Origin of the sequence: Synechococcus sp. HK05 (assembly GCF_019104765.1) — a bacterium.
GTDB lineage: Bacteria > Cyanobacteriota > Cyanobacteriia > PCC-6307 > Cyanobiaceae > Vulcanococcus.
The window spans coordinates 232,550-255,080 of sequence record NZ_JAHRXJ010000002.1 but is presented as its reverse complement, the minus strand read 5'-3'; the positions used below and the strand labels follow the sequence as shown (position 1 = coordinate 255,080).

26 protein-coding genes are annotated in these 22,531 nt (G+C 64.4%); 18 read left to right on the top strand and 8 right to left on the bottom strand.

Annotation, left to right across the window (positions count from 1 at the left end; all coding sequences use genetic code 11):
- The first annotated feature begins 65 nt into the window (after positions 1 to 65).
- The 9 genes from KUL97_RS02510 to KUL97_RS02470 all read left to right on the top strand — a co-directional run bounded on the left by KUL97_RS02510 (position 66) and on the right by KUL97_RS02470 (position 8,630).
- Positions 66 to 527 carry a DUF2518 family protein gene (locus KUL97_RS02510; protein WP_217795387.1) on the top strand — a complete coding sequence of 154 codons (462 nt, stop codon included), beginning with the start codon at positions 66 to 68 and terminating at the stop codon, positions 525 to 527.
- A gap of 7 nt (positions 528 to 534) precedes the next feature.
- On the top strand, positions 535 to 939 hold the full coding sequence (locus KUL97_RS02505; RefSeq protein WP_368656066.1) for a DUF4332 domain-containing protein: 405 nt from the start codon (positions 535 to 537) through the stop codon (positions 937 to 939).
- A 72-nt stretch (positions 940 to 1,011) separates the two neighbouring features.
- Positions 1,012 to 1,287 (top strand): hypothetical protein, encoded by a 276-nt coding sequence (locus KUL97_RS02500; protein ID WP_217795386.1) that lies wholly within the window; start codon positions 1,012 to 1,014, stop codon positions 1,285 to 1,287.
- A gap of 31 nt (positions 1,288 to 1,318) precedes the next feature.
- Positions 1,319 to 2,929, top strand: a complete 1,611-nt coding sequence (locus tag KUL97_RS02495) for a CocE/NonD family hydrolase (protein WP_368656065.1) — start codon at positions 1,319 to 1,321, stop codon at positions 2,927 to 2,929.
- A 20-nt stretch (positions 2,930 to 2,949) separates the two neighbouring features.
- Positions 2,950 to 3,690 (top strand): DUF3887 domain-containing protein, encoded by a 741-nt coding sequence (locus tag KUL97_RS02490; protein WP_217795384.1) that lies wholly within the window; start codon positions 2,950 to 2,952, stop codon positions 3,688 to 3,690.
- Between the two features lie 75 nt (positions 3,691 to 3,765).
- Positions 3,766 to 6,087 (top strand): 1,4-alpha-glucan branching protein GlgB, encoded by a 2,322-nt coding sequence (gene glgB, locus KUL97_RS02485; RefSeq protein WP_217795508.1) that lies wholly within the window; start codon positions 3,766 to 3,768, stop codon positions 6,085 to 6,087.
- 26 nt (positions 6,088 to 6,113) lie between these two features.
- Positions 6,114 to 7,172 carry a uroporphyrinogen decarboxylase gene (hemE, locus tag KUL97_RS02480; RefSeq protein WP_217795383.1) on the top strand — a complete coding sequence of 353 codons (1,059 nt, stop codon included), beginning with the start codon at positions 6,114 to 6,116 and terminating at the stop codon, positions 7,170 to 7,172.
- Positions 7,169 to 8,173, top strand: coding sequence for an NAD(P)-dependent oxidoreductase (locus tag KUL97_RS02475; RefSeq protein WP_217795382.1), 1,005 nt, complete (start codon positions 7,169 to 7,171; stop codon positions 8,171 to 8,173). Before hemE ends, KUL97_RS02475 begins: the two co-directional genes overlap by 4 nt.
- A 115-nt stretch (positions 8,174 to 8,288) precedes the next feature.
- Positions 8,289 to 8,630, top strand: a complete 342-nt coding sequence (locus tag KUL97_RS02470) for a c-type cytochrome (RefSeq protein ID WP_010307448.1) — start codon at positions 8,289 to 8,291, stop codon at positions 8,628 to 8,630.
- 239 nt (positions 8,631 to 8,869) lie between these two features.
- Here the strand turns inward: KUL97_RS02470 and KUL97_RS02465 are convergent, their stop codons facing one another.
- On the bottom strand, positions 8,870 to 9,082 hold the full coding sequence (locus KUL97_RS02465) for a hypothetical protein (RefSeq protein ID WP_217795381.1): 213 nt from the start codon (positions 9,080 to 9,082) through the stop codon (positions 8,870 to 8,872).
- Between the two features lie 32 nt (positions 9,083 to 9,114).
- Between KUL97_RS02465 and KUL97_RS02460 the strand changes: the two genes are divergently transcribed.
- Positions 9,115 to 9,501, top strand: a complete 387-nt coding sequence (locus tag KUL97_RS02460; RefSeq protein ID WP_217795380.1) for a hypothetical protein — start codon at positions 9,115 to 9,117, stop codon at positions 9,499 to 9,501.
- On the opposite strand, the gene KUL97_RS02455 is transcribed toward KUL97_RS02460, so the two are convergent.
- Positions 9,483 to 10,211, bottom strand: a complete 729-nt coding sequence (locus KUL97_RS02455) for a hypothetical protein (protein ID WP_254896093.1) — start codon at positions 10,209 to 10,211, stop codon at positions 9,483 to 9,485. The genes KUL97_RS02460 and KUL97_RS02455 overlap by 19 nt on opposite strands.
- A 96-nt stretch (positions 10,212 to 10,307) precedes the next feature.
- On the bottom strand, positions 10,308 to 11,165 hold the full coding sequence (locus KUL97_RS02450; RefSeq protein WP_217795379.1) for a hypothetical protein: 858 nt from the start codon (positions 11,163 to 11,165) through the stop codon (positions 10,308 to 10,310).
- Between the two features lie 201 nt (positions 11,166 to 11,366).
- Between KUL97_RS02450 and KUL97_RS02445 the strand changes: the two genes are divergently transcribed.
- The 3 genes from KUL97_RS02445 to KUL97_RS02435 all read left to right on the top strand — a co-directional run bounded on the left by KUL97_RS02445 (position 11,367) and on the right by KUL97_RS02435 (position 16,146).
- A complete protein-coding gene (locus tag KUL97_RS02445) occupies positions 11,367 to 11,699 on the top strand; it encodes a hypothetical protein (protein ID WP_254896092.1) in 333 nt (110 codons plus the stop codon).
- A gap of 135 nt (positions 11,700 to 11,834) precedes the next feature.
- Positions 11,835 to 14,465, top strand: coding sequence for an ATP-dependent chaperone ClpB (gene clpB / locus KUL97_RS02440; protein WP_217795377.1), 2,631 nt, complete (start codon positions 11,835 to 11,837; stop codon positions 14,463 to 14,465).
- An 82-nt stretch (positions 14,466 to 14,547) separates the two neighbouring features.
- Positions 14,548 to 16,146 carry a mechanosensitive ion channel family protein gene (locus tag KUL97_RS02435; RefSeq protein ID WP_254896091.1) on the top strand — a complete coding sequence of 533 codons (1,599 nt, stop codon included), beginning with the start codon at positions 14,548 to 14,550 and terminating at the stop codon, positions 16,144 to 16,146.
- Here KUL97_RS02435 and KUL97_RS02430 read toward each other — a convergent pair.
- Genes KUL97_RS02430 through KUL97_RS02415 form a run of 4 tightly spaced genes read right to left on the bottom strand, consistent with a single transcriptional unit; the run spans position 16,132 to position 17,829 of the window.
- Positions 16,132 to 16,791, bottom strand: coding sequence for a GAP family protein (locus tag KUL97_RS02430; RefSeq protein ID WP_217795376.1), 660 nt, complete (start codon positions 16,789 to 16,791; stop codon positions 16,132 to 16,134). The two genes, KUL97_RS02435 and KUL97_RS02430, sit on opposite strands and share 15 nt — an antisense overlap.
- Positions 16,775 to 17,062, bottom strand: coding sequence for a 4a-hydroxytetrahydrobiopterin dehydratase (locus KUL97_RS02425; RefSeq protein WP_217795375.1), 288 nt, complete (start codon positions 17,060 to 17,062; stop codon positions 16,775 to 16,777). Before KUL97_RS02425 ends, KUL97_RS02430 begins: the two co-directional genes overlap by 17 nt.
- Before the next feature lie 30 nt (positions 17,063 to 17,092).
- Positions 17,093 to 17,371 carry a cupin domain-containing protein gene (locus KUL97_RS02420; protein WP_254896090.1) on the bottom strand — a complete coding sequence of 93 codons (279 nt, stop codon included), beginning with the start codon at positions 17,369 to 17,371 and terminating at the stop codon, positions 17,093 to 17,095.
- Between the two features lie 8 nt (positions 17,372 to 17,379).
- A complete protein-coding gene (locus KUL97_RS02415) occupies positions 17,380 to 17,829 on the bottom strand; it encodes a secondary thiamine-phosphate synthase enzyme YjbQ (RefSeq protein WP_217795373.1) in 450 nt (149 codons plus the stop codon).
- A 711-nt stretch (positions 17,830 to 18,540) separates the two neighbouring features.
- Between KUL97_RS02415 and KUL97_RS02410 the strand changes: the two genes are divergently transcribed.
- From KUL97_RS02410 to KUL97_RS02400, 3 genes are all read left to right on the top strand, one after another.
- On the top strand, positions 18,541 to 19,305 hold the full coding sequence (locus KUL97_RS02410) for a hypothetical protein (protein ID WP_217795372.1): 765 nt from the start codon (positions 18,541 to 18,543) through the stop codon (positions 19,303 to 19,305).
- A gap of 106 nt (positions 19,306 to 19,411) precedes the next feature.
- The gene (locus KUL97_RS02405) at positions 19,412 to 19,666 is read left to right on the top strand and encodes a hypothetical protein (protein WP_254896089.1); all 255 of its coding nucleotides are present in this window, start codon (positions 19,412 to 19,414) and stop codon (positions 19,664 to 19,666) included.
- Complete coding sequence (locus tag KUL97_RS02400; protein ID WP_217795371.1) at positions 19,663 to 20,097, top strand: thiol-disulfide oxidoreductase DCC family protein; 435 nt, start codon at positions 19,663 to 19,665, stop codon at positions 20,095 to 20,097. The genes KUL97_RS02405 and KUL97_RS02400 overlap by 4 nt, the downstream gene beginning before the upstream one ends.
- On the opposite strand, the gene KUL97_RS02395 is transcribed toward KUL97_RS02400, so the two are convergent.
- Positions 20,071 to 20,529: a DUF2721 domain-containing protein gene (locus KUL97_RS02395; RefSeq protein WP_368656064.1), complete on the bottom strand. Its 459-nt coding sequence runs from the start codon at positions 20,527 to 20,529 to the stop codon at positions 20,071 to 20,073. The two genes, KUL97_RS02400 and KUL97_RS02395, sit on opposite strands and share 27 nt — an antisense overlap.
- 55 nt (positions 20,530 to 20,584) lie before the next feature.
- On the opposite strand from KUL97_RS02395, the gene KUL97_RS02390 reads away from it, so the two are divergent.
- Positions 20,585 to 20,986, top strand: coding sequence for an OsmC family protein (locus KUL97_RS02390; protein ID WP_217795370.1), 402 nt, complete (start codon positions 20,585 to 20,587; stop codon positions 20,984 to 20,986).
- Complete coding sequence (locus KUL97_RS02385; protein ID WP_217795369.1) at positions 20,986 to 22,518, top strand: carboxypeptidase M32; 1,533 nt, start codon at positions 20,986 to 20,988, stop codon at positions 22,516 to 22,518. Before KUL97_RS02390 ends, KUL97_RS02385 begins: the two co-directional genes overlap by 1 nt.
- Positions 22,519 to 22,531 lie beyond the last annotated feature (13 nt).

Sequence of the window (22,531 nt, the reverse complement as noted above, 5' to 3'; positions counted from 1 at the left end):
CCCGTGGGTCTCAGCGGCTGAGCAGGCCGCAATATAAAGGTGATCTTTCGAACCGCCGAGCCCCCATGCGCGCTGATCCCCTGCTGCTCACCGCCGGCGAGTGGCTGGGGATCGCATCCGTGGCGCTGCTGCTGCTCACCGTGGTGGGATTTGTAGTGCGTTGGGGGATTCGCTTCCGCCTGGTGGGCGTCACCAGCTTCACGGTGCTGCTCTCGCTCTCCTGCCTGGCGTTCGCCGTGAGCTACGCCCCGCGCCAGCTGGTGGATGGAGCGGTGAGCGTGCCGGTGGTGTTCGACAACGGCTCTGATCTGGTGGTGGCCGCTGCTCCGGCTGATCTCGCGCCAGAAGCCTTCGGCCCATCCGTGCAACAAGTGGCCCTAAACCTGCGGGGCAGTGGCCGCGGCACGCAGGAGGTGGAGGTGCGCCTGCGCCGCGTGGAACCCACTGCCCCAGGCACCGATACCCCCCAGGTGCTGGCCAGCGCCATCCGCAACCTGGCCGATGGCAGCGTGAAGCTGCAGGGATGACAGAGGTGTGAGCCGTTCTCTAGGCCCACTGCCCAAGCACTTTCGCCGTGAGGAGACGGTGCTCCAGAACAACGGCGTGGCCAGCTGGGAGCAGTTGGCGGCCTTGAGCGACGGGCAGTTGCGGGTGCTCTCCGGCCAGGGCGGAGCCCTGGAGCGGCAGCTGCGCAAATTGCGCGGCCAGGCGCAGTTGGTGGTGGAGCTCAACCTCCAACCCCATGAAGCGGCGCTGTTGCTCTACGCGGGCATCGCCTCCAGCCGGGGCTTGGCGCAGGCCTCACCGCAACAGCTGCTCACCCAACTGGGACGGCTGGAGCGCTCGCTCACCGGCATGGCTCCGGCACGGATCGACGCCAGCACCGTGCGCTGCTGGATTCAACGGGCCCAAGCGCACGCCAGTCGCTCCGGGAAGTGACCCCATGGGGCCTGCAGGACGCAACCACCTCCTTGAAATGGAAGGAGAAACCTGGCGCCAACGCCTGCTGCCATGACCCCAATCCGCCTCAGCGGCACAGGGCTGGCCCTTGCCCTCGCTCTGGCCATGCCGGCCCTCGCGAATTCACCGTTGCTGGAATCGGTGAAGAACAACCCGCAGCGGGCGAAAGCGCTCTGCTCCGAACTCAAGGCCCTGAACGCCCAAGGGCTCTCCTACACCTCCCCCCAGGCCGTGGCGCAGATCGCCGCCCGGCAGGGGCTGAGCAACACCGACGCGGAAATCCTCTCCACCTACGTGGTGGGTCTCTATTGCCCCGACGTGCGCTGACGTGAGCGCCCCCAGGGCGAGCGATGCATGGGTGACGGCATCCGATGGGCTGCGCCTGCGCTGTCGGATCTGGACCCCAGACACACCAGGCCCTTGGCCGGTGTTGCTGATGCGCCAGCCCTATGGGCGCGCCATTGCCTCCACCGTCACCTACGCCCATCCCCACTGGTACGCGCAGAACGGGTTTGCCGTTGTGGTGCAGGACGTGCGGGGCCGTGGCGAGTCCGAAGGGCAGTTTCAGGGCTTCTGCCAGGAAGCGGCCGATGGAAGCTGCACCCTGGCCTGGCTGCGCGCCCAGAGCTGGTGCAACGGCCGCGTGGGCAGTTACGGCTTCTCGTATCAGGGGCTCACCCAACTGCTTCTGGCTGGAGACCAGGAGCTTCCCGATGCCCTGGCGCCCGCCATGGCCGGCCTGGATGAGCGGCGGCACTGGGCCAGCGAAGGCGGATGCCATTGGTGGGCCCTGGGGCTGGCTTGGGGGCTGCAGTTGGCGGCCCAGGGCTGCCAGCGCCGCGGCGATGCCGAGGGCTGGCACGCGATTCGGCGAAGCCTCGAGAGCGGCGCGTTTCTGAGCGATGGTGTTGAGCTGCTGCAGCGGCTCGATCCCAGCGGCATGGCCGCGGGCTGGCTCCAGCTCAACCCCGCCCGCAGCGAGGGCTGGCGGGTGCATGAACCCCCGGCCGGGCTGTGGCGCAGGCCCATGCTGTTGATTGGCGGCTGGCACGATCCCCACCTGCTGGGGGTGCTGGACCTGTGGCAGCGGGCCCGGGCGGCCGGCGGCCAGCCTTGGCTGCGGATCGGCTCCTGGAGCCATCTCCAATGGCAGGGCGGCCTCGATGCCTTGCAGCTGGCCTTCTTCCGCCAGCACCTGATGGACGAAGCGCCCAGCGGACACTCCAACGACAACCCCAGCGAAGCGCCAGACCACCTGCCCTTGCAGCAGAGGCTCAGCATCAAGGCAGCGCTGCAAGACTGCGGCACCGGCGCATGGCGCGCCGCAGAGCCTGAACCCTGCAGCGCCCAGCGTTGGTGGCTCCGCAGTGAAGGCCTGGCGGCGCTGGCTCCTGGGGAAGGCCGGCTCGTGATGGGCGACGACGGTCAGCCCCAAGGCAGCGGTCAGCTGAGCCTGGTGCACGACCCCTGGCGGCCGCTACCGGGGCGAGGTGGTCATCTGGGGCTTGATGCAGGAATCGTGCTTCGCACCGACCTCGACCAACGCACCGACGTGGCCTGTTTCAGCGGCGACGCGCTGATGCAGCCGCTGCAACTGCTGGGCCGGCCGAGGCTCGTGCTGGACGCCATGGCCGATCAGCCCGGCTTTGATCTCTGCGCAGCCCTGTCGGTGGTGCAGAGCGATGGTCAGGTGCGCCAATGCAGCACCGGCGTGGCCCGCTGGCTGGGCGAGAGCTGCCTCGCGATGGCCGAGCGCCATGTGGAGCTGCAGCCGCTGCTGCTCACGCTGCACCCGGGTGAAACGCTGCGCCTCTCCATCGGCCTGGCGGCCTGGCCCCAGATCGCCGTGAATCCCGGGGATGGATCGCTGCCCCAAGGTCCTGCCGGGCCGCAGCATCGGGTGATCAGCGTGGCGCTGGAGCTGGGCAAAGGCTGCCTCAGCATTGAGCCGATGGTTGGGGCAAACTGAGCCCACTCTTGGACCCTCTGATGCTGCGCCCTGCCCTGCCGGTTCTTTTGGCCGCCAGCTTGCTCGGAGCCTCGGCCCTGCCGGCCGCGGTTCAGGCACAGCCGAGCGCCGCCCAGACCAACAGCGGTAGTGCCCTCTCGGTGGAGCAGGCCCGGGCCGCCGCAATCCGCATCCTCAACGCCGTGAAGAGCGGCAATGCCCAGGCCCGCTTTGCCCAGTTCTCCCCCGAGATGCAGGCGGTCACCAGCCCGTCGATGATCGCGGCCACCATGCGCACCCAGCCCAAGGTGCTCAGCTACGAACTGCTGAGCGTGCGCAGCGGCATGAGCGGCAGCACCGTGGAAGCCGAGCTCACCACCAAAGCCGGCAAGCGGGTGGTGTTCATGGTGCTGAACAGCGCCGGCAAGATCGAGCGCTATTACATCGACCGTGCCGATGACGCCAGCAGCACCGTGGCGCTGCAATTCGTGCAGGCCGTGAGCACGGGCAACTTCATCACCGCCCAGAGTTTCCTCAGCCCCAGCGTGCAGAAGGAGCTCACCCCAGCTGTGTTGCAACGCAAATGGCTTGGGTTGCAGCGGGAAACCGGCACCTTCGTGAATGTGGGCCGTGCTGTGGAGGCCGAAAGCACCCCTGACACCCGCCTGGTGCTGGTGAACGTGCAGTTCAACCGGCTCTCCGACAACCTCTACGTGATCCTCAACAGCGACAACCAGATCACCGGCGTCGACTTCCCTGAGAACCCCGCCGGACCGAGCTGATCGGCAAACGAAAAACAGCCTTAAGCTCCCAGCCACGCTTTTGCACTCAGGCCTGTGCTGGCTCAGCTCGACTGGATGGTGGACGATGCCCAGCGCCTGGCGGAATGCCGGCATGACCACCCGTTTGCGGTGCTGGGTCCCCAACCCCTCGACAACGGCAACTGGGCCGTGCGGGTTTGGATGCCCGAGGCCGAGCGGGTTGAGTTGATGACGGGTGGCACGGCGATGCCGATGGCCACCCCCCATCACCCCTGGATCTTCGAGGCCGAACTGCCCCACGACCCCGGCAGCGGCTATCAGGTGCACGTGCTGCGGGGCGGCATTGAGCACGTGGCCCACGACCCCTGGGCCTTCCGCGACGAGTGGATGGGCGAGATGGATCGCCATCTGTTCGCCGAAGGCAATCACCACCACATCTGGGAACGCATGGGCGCCCATGTGGTGAGCCGCAATGGCGTCGCCGGCGTGATGTTCTGCCTGTGGGCCCCCAATGCCCGCAGCGTGTCGTTGCTGGGCAACTTCAACAGCTGGGATGGCCGCCATCACCCCATGCAGGCCCGCCTGGGCGGCTGCTGGGAGCTGTTCATCCCTGGCCTGAAGGCCGGTGAGATTTACAAATACGAGATCCGCACCCAGGAGGGGCACTGCTACCAGAAGGCCGATCCCTACGGCTTCCGCCACGAGGTGCGCCCCAACAACGGCTCGATTGTTGAGGCCCTGGCCGGCTACCAGTGGGGCGATGGGGCCTGGATGGCCGAACGGGACAGCCGCAATCCGCTGGATCAGCCGATTGCGGTGTACGAGATGCACCTGGGCAGCTGGATGCATGCCAGCGCCGATCAGCCCTACATCGAGGCCGATGGCACAGCGCGCCCGCCGGTGCCGGCCGCCGACCTCAAGCCTGGTGCCCGCCTGCTCACCTACCCGGAACTCGCCGATCGGGTGATCCCCTACGTGAAGGCCCGGGGCTTCACCCACATCGAGCTGATGCCCCTCTCGGAGCATCCCTTCGATGGCTCCTGGGGTTATCAGGTCACGGGCTGGTACGCCCCCACCAGCCGCTTCGGCAGCCCCGATGAATTCCGCGCTTTCGTGGATCGCTGCCACGCCGAAGGGATCGGCGTGATTCTCGACTGGGTGCCGGGCCACTTCCCCAAGGATGCCCATGGCCTGGCCTTCTTCGACGGCCAGCATCTCTATGAGCACGCCGATCCGCGCATTGGCGAGCACAAGGAATGGGGCACGCTGATCTTCAACTACAGCCGCAACGAAGTTCGCAACTTCCTGGTGGCAAACCTGGTGTATTGGTTTGAGCAGTTCCACATCGATGGCATCCGCGTCGATGCGGTGGCCTCGATGCTCTACCGCGACTACCTCCGCCCTGACGGGGAGTGGATCCCCAACGAGCACGGTGGCCGCGAGAACACCGAAGCGGTGCGCTTCCTCCAGCAGGCCAACCACGTGCTGTTCGAGCACTTCCCCGGCGCGCTTTCCATCGCGGAGGAATCCACCACCTGGCCAATGGTGACCAAGCCCACCGACATGGGGGGTCTGGGCTTCAACCTCAAGTGGAACATGGGCTGGATGCACGACATGCTCGATTACTTCGAGCTCGATCCCTGGTTCCGCCAGTTCCACCAGAACAATGTGACGTTCTCCATCTGGTACGCCTACACCGAGAACTTCATGCTCGCCCTCAGCCACGACGAGGTGGTGCACGGCAAGAGCAACCTGCTGCACAAGATGCCGGGCGACGACTGGCAGAAGTTCGCCAACGTGCGGGCGCTGCTCGCCTACATGTGGACCCACCCCGGCAAGAAGACCATCTTCATGGGGATGGAATTCGGCCAGCGGGGCGAATGGAACGTGTGGGGCGATCTGGAGTGGGAGCTGCTCCAGTACGAACCGCACCAGGGCCTGCAGCGCCTGGTGGACGACCTCAACGTGTTCTACAAATCGGAACGGGCGCTGTGGGGCGACGACTTCAGCGATTTCGGCTTCCAGTGGATCGATTGCAACGACAACCGCCACTCCGTGATCAGCTTCATGCGCCGGGAGAGCACCACCGGCCGCTGGGTGGTGGTGGTGGCCAACTTCACACCCCAGAGCCACTCCCACTACCGCATCGGCGTACCGATGAGCGGCTTCTACAACGAGGTGTTCAACACCGATTCCGAGCGCTACGGCGGCAGCAACCTGGGGAACCTCGGCGGCAAGTTCACCGACCAATGGGGCATCCACGGCTACGAACACTCCCTCGACCTCTGCCTGCCGCCCCTCTCGGTGCTGGTGTTCCAACGCGATGAACAGCGCAGCCAGGAACGCGACGCTGAAGTTCGTGACGAAGCGGCAGAAGCCAGCGGCTGGAAGGCCTCGATTGGGGGTTCGCTCGGGTAAGTTCGCGCTTCGCGTCCCCTTCATTCATGACCGAAACCGCCCCCCTGCTGCTGCGCGCCGCCCGAGGTGAGCAGGTGGAGCGGCCTCCGGTGTGGATGATGCGCCAGGCCGGCCGCTACATGAAGGTGTACCGCGACCTGCGCGACCGCCATCCCGGCTTCCGCGAACGCTCGGAGAACCCGGATCTCTCGTTTGAGATCTCGATGCAGCCCTTCGAGGCCTTCAAGCCCGACGGCGTGATCCTCTTCTCCGACATCCTCACCCCCCTGCCGGGGATGGGGATCAACTTCGACATCGTGGAGAGCAAGGGCCCGCTGATCCACGACCCAATCCGCTCGATGGCCCAGGTGGAGGCGCTGACCCCCCTCAACCCGGCCGAAAGCATGCCGTTTGTGGGTGAGGTGCTCACCCGCCTGCGCAGCGCCGTGGGCAACCAGGCCGCGGTGCTCGGTTTCGTGGGTGCTCCCTGGACCCTGGCCGCCTATGTGGTGGAAGGCAAGAGCAGCAAGAACTACGCGGTGATCAAGGCGATGGCCTTCCGCGAACCCGAGCTGCTGCACAAGCTGCTGGATCACTTCGCTGAATCGATCGCGGCCTACCTGCGCTACCAGATCGATTCCGGCGCTCAGGTGGTGCAGATGTTTGATTCCTGGGCCGGCCAGCTCAGCCCCGCCGATTACGACACCTTCGCGGCGCCGTATCAGAAGAAGGTGGTGGACCTGGTGAAGCAGACCCACCCCGACACCCCCTTCATCCTCTACATCTCCGGCAGCGCCGGCGTGATCGAACGGATGGCCCGCACCGGTGTCGACATCGTGTCGCTCGATTGGACCGTGGACATGGCTGAGGGCCTCGCCCGCCTGCCGGAGCACGTGGGTGTGCAGGGCAACGTGGATCCCGGCCTGCTGTTCGGCAGTCACAAGGCGATCCAGGAGCGCATCGACGACACGGTGCGCAAGGCCCGCGGCCGCAAGCACATCCTCAACCTGGGCCACGGCATCCTGCCCGGCACGCCTGAAGAGAACGGTCAGTTCTTCTTCGAAGCTGGCAAGAGCGTGATGGAGCGCCTCGGAGCTGCCGCTTGAGCCACCAGGCAGCGCCGGCCAGGATCCTGATCACCGGCGCCTCCGGGTGCGTTGGTCAACACATTGCGGAGCAGCTGCTGCGGGAAACCGACGCGCAGCTGCTGCTCTGGCTCCGGGACCCCGCCAAGCTCACGGCGGTGCCGGCGGATCATCCGCGCATCACGCTGCTGGTGGGGGATCTGAGGGATCCTGAACCCCACCGGGCAGCAATCGCTTCAGCGACGCGCATCATTCACACCGCCACCGCCTGGGGTGACCCCCAGCGGGCCCAGCAGGTGAACGTGGTGGCGGTGAAACAGATGCTGGCGGCCACTGATCCAGCGGTGCTGGAGCAGGTGGTGTATTTCTCCACCGCCAGCATCCTCAACCGAGATCTCGAGCTGCTGCCGGAGGCGATGGCCTATGGCACCGAATACATCCAAACCAAAGCGCAGTGTTTGGGTGAGCTCGAGCAGCACCCCCTGGCCGAGCGGATCGTGGCGGTGTTTCCCACCCTCGTGTTCGGAGGCCGCGTCGATCGGAGCGGCCCTTTTCCCACCAGCTACCTCACAGAAGGCCTGAAGGAGGGCGCGCGCTGGCTCTGGCTGGCCAAATGGCTTCGCGCCGATGCCTCCTTCCACTTCATCCATGCCGCTGACATCGCGCGGGTGTGCGTGCACCTGGCCACCAGCCCCCATCAGGCCAATCCTGAACCCGGGCAAGGTGCGGTGCGGCGCCTAGTGCTGGGCCAACCCGCTGTCAGCGTGAACGACACGGTGAAGCGGCTGTGCCGCTGGCGCCGCAGCTGGCTGCCGCCGGTGGGCGTCGACCTTCAGGGTTGGCTGATTGAAGGGCTGATCAAGCTGTTGCGCATTGAGGTGAATGCCTGGGATCGCTTCTCCATTCGCCAGCGCCACTTTGTGCACCACCCGATCAGCCCACCGGAGCGCTTCGGACTGGTGAGTCACGCCCCCACGCTCGAAGCGGTGTTCGACGACGCCGGGTTGCGCCATCGCGGCTAGCGCCAACCCCTAGCAACCCTGACAGCGGCAGACGTTTCAAATGTTGCGAACCTCTGCAGCATCCCGCACAGATGGAACAGTGGCCTTCTAATTTGGCCAGGTTGCACGAGCTCCAATGCGCCGTCTTCTCTCTGTCATTGCCCTTTGCCTGGCGCTGGTGCTGGGTGCTGCCCCCAGCTTCGCCGCTGACGCCGATCACGGTGCTCAGGTGTTCTCCGCCAACTGCGCTGCTTGCCACATGGGCGGCGGCAACGTGGTGAACGCTGAGCGCACCCTCAAGAAAGATGCCCTCGAGGCCTACCTGGCTAACTACAGCGCTGGCCATGAAGAGGCCATCCAATATCAGGTGACCAACGGCAAGAACGCCATGCCCGCCTTCGGTGGCAAGCTCAGCGCCGATGACATCGCTGATGTGGCTGCCTACGTGGAATCGATGAGCCAGAAGGGCTGGGCCTGATTCTCATCAGCCCCTGCTGCACTAAGCCGCCCCGAGGGGCGGCTTTTTTGTGGGCGGTAGCGGTTGCCGGACGCCGGATCCGGCGCCAAGGTGAAGACCACCGCCCCGTTCACGATGCCGGGCTCTGTTCAGCGGCTCACCCCACCGCGCAATCCCGCCCAACAGGCTGCTGCTGCGGCAACATTTCTGCGGCAATCAGCCCTGCCGGCCATTCCTCCCCTGATCCAAGGCTCCGGCTCTCAACGGGCCGAAAGAGCCCTCCGCTGCTCGAGCACCTCCAGGTAGAGGGCTTCATCGATCTCCCGGATGTCGTATTCGCTCGGGAGGACGCCATGGAGATGCCGGTGCACCACCAGCCAGCAATTGCGCTCCGGATCGCTGGCGGTGCCATCAAACGCAAACGACTCATCCGCCAGTCGCTTCAGCAACTCAGACCGTGATTCCTGATCCATCCGCCACACTGGAGCGCCATTGCAGCGCCATCATGGCGAGCGCCTTCCGCAAGCTGAGCCATCTGGCGATTCCCTTGCTGTTGCTCAGCGGCAGCGCCATGGCCCAGGCGCAAGCCAGCGACCCCGCCCTGAAGCTGATCCGCGGCGGCGGAACACCGGCAGTGTTCAAACCAGGCCAGCCAGTCCTGCCTGCCAGCAGCTGCCCAGCGATCGTGAATGTCTCAGCTGGCGACATTCAACCGATGCGTCTGCCGCCCGACGAGGTGGCCGCCAAAAACAAGCTCGGCTGCCTCTCGCCCAATGATGCGATCTACGGACCCGACGGCTGCCCAACCCGCTTGTGTGGACAAGCCCAAGGGGCCGTCCCCCTGCCGGCAGGGGACGGCCTGAGCCAACGGCGTCAGCTTCCGGAGCCGTAGGCCACCTGGCACACCGCATTGAGCAGCTGTGCCTGATCAGATGTACCAGGCACCTGACCATTGAGCAGGCCCTGCTGGCAATTGGCAGCGCCCATCAAGCTGCTGCCATCCACGTTGTAGTTGAAGCTCACGCCATAGCTGCCCACACCCTCAACGGAGCCGTAGTTGAGCTCATAGCTGGTGTTGGGCACCACGATCACCGGTGAGCTGTTGTTGGACGCAGCATCGACCAATCCCGTGATCGCGGCGCCGGTGGCCAGACCAGCCACACCCCAGGCTGCGGCGTTGGCACCCCACCAACCCCAGCCACCCCAACCGTTGTTGTACCAACCGTGGTTCCAGGGGCGGTTATTCCAATAGCCGCCGTTGCGCCAGTTGTCGTTCCAGCCGTTGTAATCACGGCGGTAGAAGTTGTTATTCACGTTGATCTTGTCGTTGTTGAAGCTGTCGCGTGCACCAGCTCCATACATCGGGTGATCACCTTGATAGCCACGCTTCCAGTCATTGTTCTGGAAGTGGTAGTTACCGCCGCCCCAGCTGCTGCCATCACGGCCAGCACCACCCCAACTGCGGCCGCCACCACCGCCATGAAAACCACCACCCCCGCGTCCACCGCCGCCACCGCGGGCGTGGCCTAGCAAGGGTGAGGCGATGGTTCCCAGCAGCAGTGCGGAGAGAACGGCGGCCGAGAAGCGTGAAGAGCGACGCATCCAAGGAAGCTGGCGACACCAGCACAACAACGCCCCAATCGTGACCACCCCCGCTGCAAAAGGAGGACCGTTCTGCAGCGGACTGTCACATAACCCTCAGGAGGTTTTCTGCGCTCGCTTGAACAACGCGTAGCCACCGAAGCCGATGCCACCGCCCAGCAGGAGCAGCAACCACTCCCGCACTGCAGGAGAGGGTGACCAAAGGCGTGTCAGTGGAGAGCCCTTGGGATCTGGCCCGTAGGCCACCTGACATGCGGCGTTGAGCAGCTGTGCCTGAGCAGCACTGGAGGGAACCTGACCATCCAGCAGCCCCTCCTGACAGTTGGCACCACCCTGAACCGGTGCGCTGCTGGCCACCGAATAACTGAAGTTGGCACCACTGTTGCCCACGGCATCCACCGTGCCGTAATTGAGTTGGTAGTTGCTATCCGGCACCTCAATCACAGGCGACTGCTGATCGCTGGCATTGTTCACAAGATCGGTGATCACCGCGCCGGTGGCCAAGCCAGCCAAGCCCCAGGCCTCAGCATTGCCGCCCCACCATCCCCAGGTGTTGGGCGACCAGTTGTACCAGCCGTAGCTCCAAGGGCGATCGCCCCAGAAGCCACCGTTGCTCCAGTGGTTGTTCCAACCGCCATTCCAGCGATTGCCCCAGTTGTCATACCCCCAGTGATCGCCGCTCCAATCACGCTGATTCCAGTTGCGGTTGCCCCAGCCCAGGCGGCTGGGCTCAAAGCGGTCGCGGCCGTTATTGGTGGCGCGGTTGTAGTCGTCGCGGCTGATGTTGTGATGGAGCGCAGGTGTGCGGGCCCCGCCGCCGTACTGATGGTGATAACCACCAGCTGCGCGATGACCGCCGCCACCGTGGCCACCACCACCGCCGTGAAAACCACCACCGGCATGACCGCCACCTCCATCGCGGGCGACTCCGGCTGCTGGCACGAGCAGGGCCAAGACCAACGCCGATGCAAATGCGCTAACAGAACGCCGGCGAATCGATGCGGAACCCATCAGGGATGCAGGATGAGCGATAGCCACGTGATAGCAGTTCAGTAACGAGCTGCGTCATCCACGCTGCGCAACCTGCAGCAGATCGCCACACTGAAATGGTGTGACTCGTGCGTCATGGCACTCAAAACTCTTCGTTTCTCGCTGATGGCGGCTGCCACAGCGGCTCTCTCTGCCGGTGCGGCGCTGGCCCAGGTGACAGATTCCAACGTGCGCGCGGTGAATCTTGCCAGGAACTGGGCGGTGAATAACAACGGCGGCCTGTCCGTGTATCGCCCGGCGGCCTGCATGTTCAACACCAGCGATGGCGGCGGTTCCTGCCTGATTCAGAACAACAGCCAGGGCTTCACCTTCCGCTTCCTCGGCGGTGCCCCCGGCTGGCAGCAGGAAGGCCTTGCCCCCACCACCGAAACACAAGTAAGCGTGTCTCCTGATGGCCGCACCATCACCAACGTGGGCTACAACGGCACGCCTCGCTGACGGCTAACCGGCAGCGCTTGCCGGTCTGCACGACCGCAGGGAGGAGGACCGTCAGAAACGATTCGGTTCTCCTCTCCTCCGGCTTCCAACAGCGGCCATACGGTTCTGACAACCCACCCAGAGAGGGAGGTCTTCATGCACCCAACTGCCGAGCTGTTCACCGAAAAAGCCTGGGGCGCCGTTGTCGCCGCCCAGCAATTGGCGCAGCAGCGCCGCCAGCAGCAGATGGAGAGCGAGCATCTGTTCGCAGCCCTGCTGGCTCAGCAAGGCCTGGCCGGCCGAATCCTGGAGAAAGCGGGGGTGGATGTGGGCACCCTCAGCCAGCGGGTGGATGCCTTCATCGCCGGCCAGCCCAGCTTGAGCGCCCCGCCCGACAACGTGTATCTGGGCAAAGGCCTCAACAGCGTTCTCGATCAGGCCAACGCCCTCAAAGACACCTACGGCGACAGCTACATCGCCATTGAGCACCTGCTGCTGGCCCTGGCCATCGATGATCGCTGCGGCAAGCAGCTGCTGTCGCAGGCCGGCACCGATGCCGCCAAGCTCAAAGACGCCGTGCAGGCGATCCGTGGATCCCAGACCGTGACCGACCAGAACCCCGAAGGCACCTACGAATCCCTTGAGAAATACGGGCGCGACCTCACCCAGGCCGCCCGCGACGGCAAGCTCGATCCAGTGATCGGCCGCGACGAGGAGATCCGCCGCACGATCCAGATCCTCAGCCGCCGCACCAAGAACAACCCGGTGCTGATCGGTGAGCCCGGCGTGGGCAAGACCGCGATCGTGGAGGGTCTCGCCCAGCGGATCGTGAACGGCGATGTGCCGCAGGCATTACAGAACCGTCAGCTCATCGCCCTCGACATGGGCGCCCTGATTGCCGGTGCCAAATACCGCGGTGAGTTCGAGGAACGGCTCAAGGCTGTGCTTAAGGAGGTGACCGCCTCCGAAGGGCAGATCGTGCTGTTCATCGATGAGATCCACACCGTGGTGGGTGCCGGGGCCACCGGCGGCGCCATGGATGCCAGCAACCTGCTCAAACCGATGCTGGCCCGGGGCGAACTGCGCTGCATCGGCGCCACCACCCTCGATGAGCACCGCCAACACATCGAAAAAGATCCAGCCCTGGAGCGCCGCTTCCAGCAGGTGTTTGTGGATCAGCCCACGGTGGAGGACACCATCTCAATCCTACGGGGCCTCAAGGAGCGCTACGAGGTGCACCACGGCGTGCGCATCGCCGACAACGCCCTGGTGGCGGCCGCTGTGCTCAGCAGCCGCTACATCGCCGATCGCTTCCTGCCCGACAAGGCGATCGATCTGGTGGATGAATCCGCCGCCCGCCTGAAGATGGAGATCACCTCCAAGCCGGAGCAGATCGACGAACTCGATCGCCGCATCCTGCAGTTGGAGATGGAGAAGCTCTCCCTCGGGCGTGAATCCGATGCCGCCAGCCGTGATCGGCTGGAGCGACTCGAGAAGGAACTCGCCGATCTGAGCGAGCAGCAGAGCACCCTCAATGCGCAGTGGCAACAGGAGAAGGGCTCGATCGATGAGCTGGGCTCCATCAAAGAAGAAATCGAGCAGGTGCAGCTGCAGATCGAGCAGGCCAAGCGCAGCTATGACCTCAATAAAGCGGCCGAGCTGGAGTACGGCACCCTCGCAGGGCTGCACAAGAAGCTCGCGGCCAAAGAAGAGGAGCTCAGCGCCGGCGGCGGCGACAAATCGCTGCTGCGCGAGGAGGTCACCGAAGACGACATCGCCGAGGTGATCGCCAAGTGGACCGGCATCCCGGTGGCCAAGCTGGTGCAGAGCGAGATGCAGAAACTGCTGCATCTGGAAGATGAGCTGCACACCCGCGTGATCGGTCAGGCCCAGGCCGTGACGGCCGTGGCCGATGCGATCCAGCGCTCCCGCGCCGGGCTGAGCGATCCCAACCGCCCGATCGCCAGCTTCCTGTTCCTCGGCCCCACCGGTGTGGGCAAAACCGAGCTCTCGAAGGCCCTGGCCTCACAGCTGTTCGACAGCGAGGAAGCGATGGTGCGCATCGACATGTCGGAGTACATGGAGAAGCACGCCGTGAGCCGTTTAATCGGAGCGCCTCCGGGCTACGTGGGCTACGAGGAGGGCGGCCAACTCACCGAAGCGGTGCGGCGCCGGCCCTACGCAGTGATCCTGTTCGACGAGGTGGAAAAGGCCCACCCCGATGTGTTCAACGTGATGCTGCAGATCCTCGATGACGGCCGCGTCACCGATGGCCAGGGGCGCACGGTGGATTTCACCAACACCGTGCTGATTCTCACCAGCAACATCGGCAGCCAGTCGATCCTGGATCTGGCCGGCGATCCAGCGCGCCACAGCGAGATGGAGGCGCGGGTGAGTGACGCCCTGCGCGGCCACTTCCGGCCCGAATTCCTCAATCGTCTGGATGAAACGATCATCTTCCACAGCCTCAAACAGGAGGAACTACGGCAGATCGTGGAACTGCAAGTGCAGCGCCTGGCCAAGCGCCTCGAGGAGAAGAAGCTGGGGCTGCAGCTCAACGCCGATGCCCTCGATTGGCTCGCCGGCGTCGGCTACGACCCGGTGTACGGAGCCAGGCCGCTGAAGCGCGCCATCCAGCGAGAGCTGGAAACACCGATCGCCAAGGGCATCCTGGCCGGGCAATTCACCGGCGGGCATGTCGTCGCGGTGGATGTGGAGTCTGTGGACGAACACCAGCAGCTGCGTTTCCAGCAGATGGATCCCACCAAATTGCCGGTGCTGGTGTAAATCCCGTAACAACTACAACGATCCCTGGTCACCCACGCCAGGCGTCATCAGGGTGGAAGCGACTGCTTCCACCTCGACGCTGATGAGGCTCTGGCTGACAGGGATCGTTCTGGTGCTGCAATTGCTTCTGGCCACACGGCTGGAAGCAGCTGCTGAGCAGCCTCAGGGCGCGATTGTGCAATTGGGGGGAGAAACGATCCTGGTGGTGCAATCGGCCGCAGGAGCACAAAGCCCCGAGCGGCTGGCCAGGCATCTCTCTAACGAGATCACCAGCCTGGCGGAGGATTACAGCTTCGATCCAACCCGCATCAGCACCAAGGCCGATCCTCCGTACGTCATGGTCGGCATCCGCGAGGAAGACGGCGGCTTCAAACCGTTGCTGGCCATTGATGAACGGGCTGCTTCACTGGCCAAAACGAGCCAAAGCGCCTTAGCCAAACGCGACGCGCAGGCGATCCAGACCGGAATCAAGCGCTACCGCATCCAGCGCACACCGGGAGCCTGGCTGCGCGGCACGGCCATAGCCCTGCTGGTGCTGCTGGGCTATGTGCTGTTGATCCAGCTGGAACGCCGCCTGAACCAACGCGCCACAACCTGGTTGGGAGGCAGGGCCAGCCGCCGATTTCCAGACATCAGCCTGGCGGGCAACCGCTTGATCAGCCGGGGCCACATCCAACGCAGCCTTCAGCTGGGGCGAGGCGCTCTGCACTGGGCTGCACTGGCGGCCATCAGCTATCTGATGGTGCCCCTGCTCTTGAGCTTTTTTCCACCAACCATGGGCCTTGCCGCTGATCTGCGCGAGCAGATGCTGCTGGCCTTACAGCAGCTATGGGGTGGTGTGCTCAATGTGGTGCCCAACCTGATCGCCCTGGTGCTGCTTGGTGCCATCGTCATCACCTTGTTGAAACTGAATCGGCGTGTCTTCAGGGCGCTGGAGAGCGAGACAATTCGCTTCGACTGGTTTTACCCGGAATGGGCACTACCTACAGCACGGATCACCACAATCCTGATCGTGGCTGGGGGCTTAGCGCTTGCCCTTCCCTACATTCCCGGCTCCACAAGCCGTGCCTTCCAAGGGGCCGGAGTGTTCCTTGGCATCCTGGCGGCACTGGGATCCAGTGCCATCGCCACCAACATCCTCAGTGGTCTGATGTTGATTTACACGCGCGGTTTCAGAGAAGGAGATCGCGTAGCGATCAACAGCATTGTGGGCACGGTGCAGGAACGGGCGTTGCTCGTAACCCGCATCCTCACACCCCTGAATGAACTGGTGAGCATTCCCAATGCCATGGTGATCGCCAATCCGGTGACCAACTACAGCCTGGCCAGCCGTGAACTGGGCCAGCCCGTTGCGGTGAATGCCTGTATCACCATCGGCTATGAGGTGCCGTGGCGCCAAGTGCACACCCTGCTGCTGGAAGCTGCTGCAACCGTCGACGGCATCTGCCAAGAACCGGCGCCAAACGTGGTGCAAACCAGCCTGAATGATTGGCATGTGAGCTATGAGCTTGACGCCAGAATCCACGATGCCAACCAATACCGCGCGATCCTGTCGCGCTTACTGGCTGCCATTCAAGACAGCTTCGCAACAGCTGGCATTGAAATTCTCTCGCCGGCCTATGAAGTGCAACGCGACAGCAATGGCTTAACGATTCCGCCCCGGGGATCAAGCGCGCGCTAACGCCCGCAGCGCGAGCACCAGCGCCAACACAAAACAAACCGAGGCGTTGATCCCCCGCTGCCGCGGCACCACCCAAGACGACAAACGCGCCAAAGCCGCACGCCCCCGACGACCGAGCAGCAGTGCCAGCAGCGGCGGCAGCCAGGCTGGCAGCAAGGTGAACAGAACCACCAGCAGGGTTGCCCCCCACCAGGCCGAACCCGCCAGGGGCGCACGGCTGATGTCTTGCACGGCGGGTAAAAACAGCACCAGCGAGGAGAGGTTGCAGCCCATCAGGGCCAAACCACTCAGGGCCGGCGCCATCACCCCAGACGCTGCTGGCTTGGGTTCGCTTGGACGCGGCTGTTGCAGGATCCGCTGCCCCAGAGCACAGAGCAACAGGGCAAAGGTGGCATCCAAGGCCGCCGCGATCGGATCAGGGCCGGGTTGGGACGTGGGCAGCAGGCTGGCAATCCATCCGGCACACAGCAGCCACACCAACACCATCAGCGTGCAGCCGAGCAAAAAGGCGGCGCTGCGGGCCAGGGCCCGATGGGGGCTGGAGAGATTGAGCAGCTGACACACCAACACCACCGGACTCACGGCGGCACCGATGGCCAGCGGCAGCACCCGTGCCAGGAGCGTGAGATCAGCCGGCGAGGTCATCAATCCGCTGCGCCAGTTGCAGGTCGAGATCGGAGAGGCCACCCGTGTCGTGGGTGGTGAGCTCGATCGTGACCCGGTTCCACACGTTGCTCCATTCGGGGTGGTGGCCCATCGCCTCCGCGATCAGCGCCACCCTGGCCATGAAGCCGAACGCCTCCACAAAATCGGCAAACCGCAGTTCACGCCGCAGCTTCCCGCCCACCAGGCTCCAGTTCGGACATTGCTGGGGCAAGGCCGCAATCTGATCAGCAGTGAGAGGAACAGCAGCCATCGGCCTGCGTTGCGTCTGGCCCAGCCTGGCTCACCCGAAGCGGTAGTGCTTGCGCACGGGGACGTGCACATCCCAGCTGCAGCTCAGCCCAGCGGCGAAGGTCACCAAATCACCGGCACCGAAACGCACAGGTTCATCGCCATCCGGTGTAACGGTCACGTCACCCTCCAGCAGCAGGCAGGTTTCCTGCGCGTCGTAGGTCCAAGGAAACGTGCTCACCCCGCAGCTCCAGATCGGCCAATCCGCTACGCCCAGCTGCCGGAGCTGATCAGCTGAGGGGTTGTGGACGACGCTGATGGGAGTGGCCATGGTTGGAGTCATTCGCCGATCAGATGCAGGCTGAGCTGGCGCTGGTGGGCGTGGGCCCGGTGCTCCCACAGATACACCGCCTGCCAGGTGCCCAGCACCAGACGCCCCCGGTCAAACGAGAGGCCCAGGCTCGTGGTGGTGAGCGCCGTGCGGATGTGGGCCGGCATGTCGTCAGGGCCTTCATCGTCATGGGCATAGCGCTGCAGGCCTCCCTCGCCGCTGATGGGGCGCACCCCCTCCTGGGGCACCAGGGCTCTGAGATAGGTGGTGAGATCGCGCAACACCCGCGGATCAGCGTTCTCGTTCACCGTGAGCGAGCAGCTGGTGTGTTTAACGAAGATCTGGCAAATGCCCTGCCGCATCTTGCTTTGAGCGATCAGAGCATTGATCGCAGCGGTGATGTTCGTGAACCCCTCGCCCTTGGTCTGAACTGACAGCTCGGACAGTAATTGCCTCATTGAAGTCCCGTATCTCTGTTGGCTTTCAGCCACCAGCCAATGTCCGACGTGCTGGCAGACGCAGGGTAGTGGAGCTGGCCTAGACCACCAAGCTGCCCCCTCCATGGGCGCGATGGCATGGCGCGAGATCGGCGTTGCATGCCTGCTGCGACTGCGCTAGGACTCTAAAAACGAGAACCCAAGCAGATGTCCGACGAAACACTCAGGCCAGGAAGCATTGCCGACGGATCAGCGACCTTCAGCAAGGAGTCCAATCCTTGTTCTTCAGAAAAATCGGTGAAGGCTAGTACAGCACTTTCGGATGAAGACCTGGCAAACATTGCGGGCGGGATAATGAGTCAGGATCATGTGCTTCCGGTTCCTAAAAACTCAAAGGCTGACAAGGGGCGTGTGATGCGTTAATCGAATACGCTCATCTCACAAAGGATTGATCGCGACACGAGCTCGAATGGCTCAGAGCGGTGAGCTGCTGACGTGAATGAGCGAGTGGAGGCAGCCAGAACGGCCGCGTTCGGGTCGGTTCTCCTGGCTTCGCTTGCATTGAGACACCACCAACCGCTTCAGAGCCTGAGCGCGATAGGGCTTCGGCCTCCCTGTGAGCAAGATCACAGCCAGCGTTGATGCCGATCAGAGCTGCCTGCCAACGATCGAGCGAGGGTAAGTGCATCGGAGGAAAACACACCTCCCCAACCACACACCCCCCACAGATTCATGGCACGCTTCGGTTTCTCTGGCGACCTCGGCAATGTTGACACCCTCGCCGGCATCGGCTGGTCTTTCGAGGGATTCTCGAAAGGCAAAGGCGGTAAAAAAGCCATCGATCTTTCAGGCGCCTGCAACGACGACGGCAGCTTCAACTCCAGCTTCAAGGCCAAAGGCAACAAGGTCAAAGGATGGCTGACGGTGGAAGATCTGCCCGGTGACGGGATGGATGCCAGCTTCAATTACCAAGGCAAGGACTACGACTTCACCCCAGGCGAGCGGGTGAAGATCAAACTCACCAAGAACAGCCGCAACAAGGTTATTGACCACGATCTATCGCTCGAACAAGAGCGTCCCGGCCCTGATGATGGTGGCGACGACCCGATCACCGGTGGTGGCGGCACAGGCGGCCAAACCGGAGGCGGTCAAACCGGTGGCGGCCAAACCGGCGGCGGTCAAACCGGCGGGGCCACTGGTCAACAGTTGAACGACTGGATCAGCCAGCTCGATACCAACGGCGATGGCGTGTTCAACAGCCGTGATCTGCTGATCGATCCCGACCGCTTCACGCTGCTGCGCCAAACGGAGCTGAGCCCCGGCACCGTCGACGCCATCGCCGAGCAAAACAACCCGATCGGCGATCTGCCAGGCCTCCTTCTCACCCCTGGCTCAGGCTTCAACCAACAGGAACTGGTGAACATCTTCAACATGGATGTGATCAATCCTCCCACCGGCCTGCAACTTGAGCCCAATCTCGGTGGCATGGGGCTCTGATCGCCGTCACCGCATCCCAATCGATCAGGCCCCGCCCAACCGCGGGGCCTTTTGAGCTGCAGTGTTCAGGTTCTGGTTAGGCTCGCAGCCTCATTCATTCCCAACAATGCAGGAGCGTCTGATGCACAGAATCGCCATTCCCCTGGCAGCAATCAGCGCTTGCCTGGGCCTGGCTACCCCAGCCCATGCCCAGCGCGTGGTGCCCAAGATCGGAAACATCTGCCCCCTCGGCTATGTGGACACCTTCAACGGCAAGTGCTCAACCCTCGGCTTGATGAACTACACACTTCAGCCCACCAACGGCCAGGCCTGCCCATCCGGCTGGATGAATGTGGGCGGTGGCTACTGCCGCCAGAAATGAGCAACCCCCAAGGTCCTGCCCTCACCTTGCTTTACGACGGCGGCTGTCCGCTCTGCCTGCGTGAAGTGACCTTCCTGCGCCAGCGCGACCAGCGCCTGCATCCGAGCCAGCCCCGTTTGGCGTTTGTCGACATCGACGCCGCCGACTACGACCCGCAAGCCCATGGGGGCATCACCTACCGCCAAGCCATGGGGCGGATCCACGCCCTCCAAGCCGATGGCACGGTGCTACGGGATGTGGAGGTGTTTCGTGCGGCCTACCGCCTGATTGAGCTGGGATGGCTCTACGCCCCCAGCGGCTGGCCAGTGCTGCGCGCGATTGCCGATGGGCTCTATGGCCTGTGGGCACGCTGGCGCCTGCCGCTGACGCGCCGCCCGAACCTGGATCAACTCTGCAGCTGTCGATCAGAAACGGCGCCGCATCATCTGTGAGGCCACGCGCGTATCCATCAAAAGCAGCAACAACCCGGCGATCAAGGTGAGCATCGCCAACACAAACAGCGGCACCACAATCGCGGCCAGATCGAGCACCGTGATGGCACTGATGAAGGTGACGGCCACCACGGTCGACACGAGCACACCGGTGACGCTGACGCACTCGATCGCTCGCGACAGCAACCCCATCCGCTTGCGCAGCAACAGCAGCTCCTGACTGCCCGCACTCGGCCCCCTGGGATCCCGGGAACGATCCAGCACCCGAGCCAAGCGATTACTGATCACACTCAGCACGCCGGCAATGGCCGTGAGCAGAAACACCGGTGCCACCGACAGCTGAATCGCCTTCGCCAGGCCCATCACCGGCGCACCCGGATGGGGCGCTGTAATCAGGGCGAACACGGGCACATCGCATCCAACGCAGACCATCACTCAAGCGAAGCGCGGCGAAACTGCCAAGCTGCCCGCAGCCACCGCCCTGGCGATGACATTGATCGACAGCCGCTATCAGGGACAGCTGCGCTGCCTGGCGCAACACGGGCCATCCGGCACGGAGCTGGAAACCGATGCTCCAACCGACAACCAGGGCAAAGGAGAGCGTTTCTCCCCCACCGACCTGGTGGCCACGGCCTTGAGCACTTGCATCCTCACGATCATGGGGATCGTGGCAGAGCGCCATGGCTGGGACCTCACGGGCGCCGACGCCAAGGTGGAAAAAACAATGACCAGCGAAGCGCCGCGGCGGATCGCCCTGCTCGCGGTGTGGATTCAGCTGCCGGCCCACCTGAATGATCAGCAGCGCGCCGTGTTAATCCGCGCCGGCGAGCAGTGCCCGGTGAAACGCAGCCTCGAAGGTGCCGTGCCCATGGAGCTGCACTGGAGCTGATGAGCACCACCCCTTCCACCACCTGGGAGCGCCTGCGCGCCCATCTCCACACCACCCAGCTGATCGGCGGCATCCACAGCAGCCTCTACTTCGACCAAAACACGGTGATGCCAGCGGCAGCCGCCGGCTGGCGTGGAGAACAGCTGGCCCTGCTGGCGCAGCAACTGCACGAACGGCAAACCAGCGCGGCGTACCAAGAGTTGCTGGCCGCCGCCGAACAGGAGCTCTCAGCTGAGGCTCCAGCCGAACAACGCCACAACCTTCGCTTGCTGCAGCGTGAGTTAGCGCGCCAAAGCCGGCTCGACCCAGCACTGGTGGGCGCCATCGCGAAGGCCCAGGCCGAGGGATACAGCTGCTGGCAAGAGGCCAAGCGCAACAACCAGTTCGAGCTGTTTGCCCCGGCCCTGCAGCAGTTGATCGCCCTGCGACTGGAGCAAGCCGCGCAGCTGGCCCCCGTGGAAGCCCAGGCCGATGGCACGCCGCGCAGTGCCTGGGAAATCCTGGCCCAACCCTTCGAGCCCGATATCAGCCAACAGCAACTGGCGGCCCTGCTGGTGCCCCTGCGGGAGCTGCTGCCGCCGTTGCTGGAGCAGGCCCGCAGCCTGCCATCGGGCAGCCGCGAGGCCTGGGATCTGAGCGAAGCCGATCAAGATTCCCTCTGCGCTGAGCTGCTCCAGGACTGGGGCTACAACCCGGAGCGCTGCCACCGCGCCCGCTCCCCCCATCCCTTCTCCTGCACCCTCGGCCCAGACGACTTCCGGATTACCACCCGCGTGGTGGAGGGACAGCCCTTTTCCGCCTTTCTGGCCACAGCCCACGAATGGGGCCACAGCCTCTACGAGCAGGGGCTGCCCCGCAGCGGCGAGCACTGGTTCCCCTGGCCCCTGGGGGAGGCCACGTCGATGGCCGTGCACGAAAGCCAGAGCCTCTTCTATGAAAACCGGCTCGGCCGCAGCCAGGCCCTGGCGCGGCGCTGGCACCCGCGCTTCGCAGCTGCACTCGGCCGCGATGTGTGGGAAAGCCCGCAGGCCTTCTGGCGCGATCTCAATCCGATCCGCGCCGGCCTCACGCGGGTGGAGGCCGATGAGGTGAGCTACGGGCTGCACGTGCTGCTGCGCTACGAGCTCGAGCTGGCCCTGGTGGAGGGCGGCATGCCGGTGGCCGAGCTCCCTGAGGCCTGGAACCGTGGGATGCAGGAGCTGCTGGGGGTCACGCCCGCCAACAACACCGAAGGCTGCCTTCAGGACGTGCACTGGAGCGAAGGCCTGTTCGGCTACTTCCCCTCCTATGCCCTGGGCCATCTGATCAGCGCCCAGCTCAGCGAAACCCTGGAGCGGGAGCTGGGGCCGATTGAGGCGCTGCTGGAGGCCGGCCGCGACGCCGAGCTCGGCCAATGGCTGCAGCAGCGGGTGTACCCACTGGGCCGCAGCGTGAATGCTGCTGAGCTGGTGCAACAGGTGAGCGGCCAGCCCCTCAGCCCTGAGCCCTTTGAGCGCTACCTGCGCCAGAAGCTGGAGCGATTAGCGGGCTGAGTGCCATCCGTAG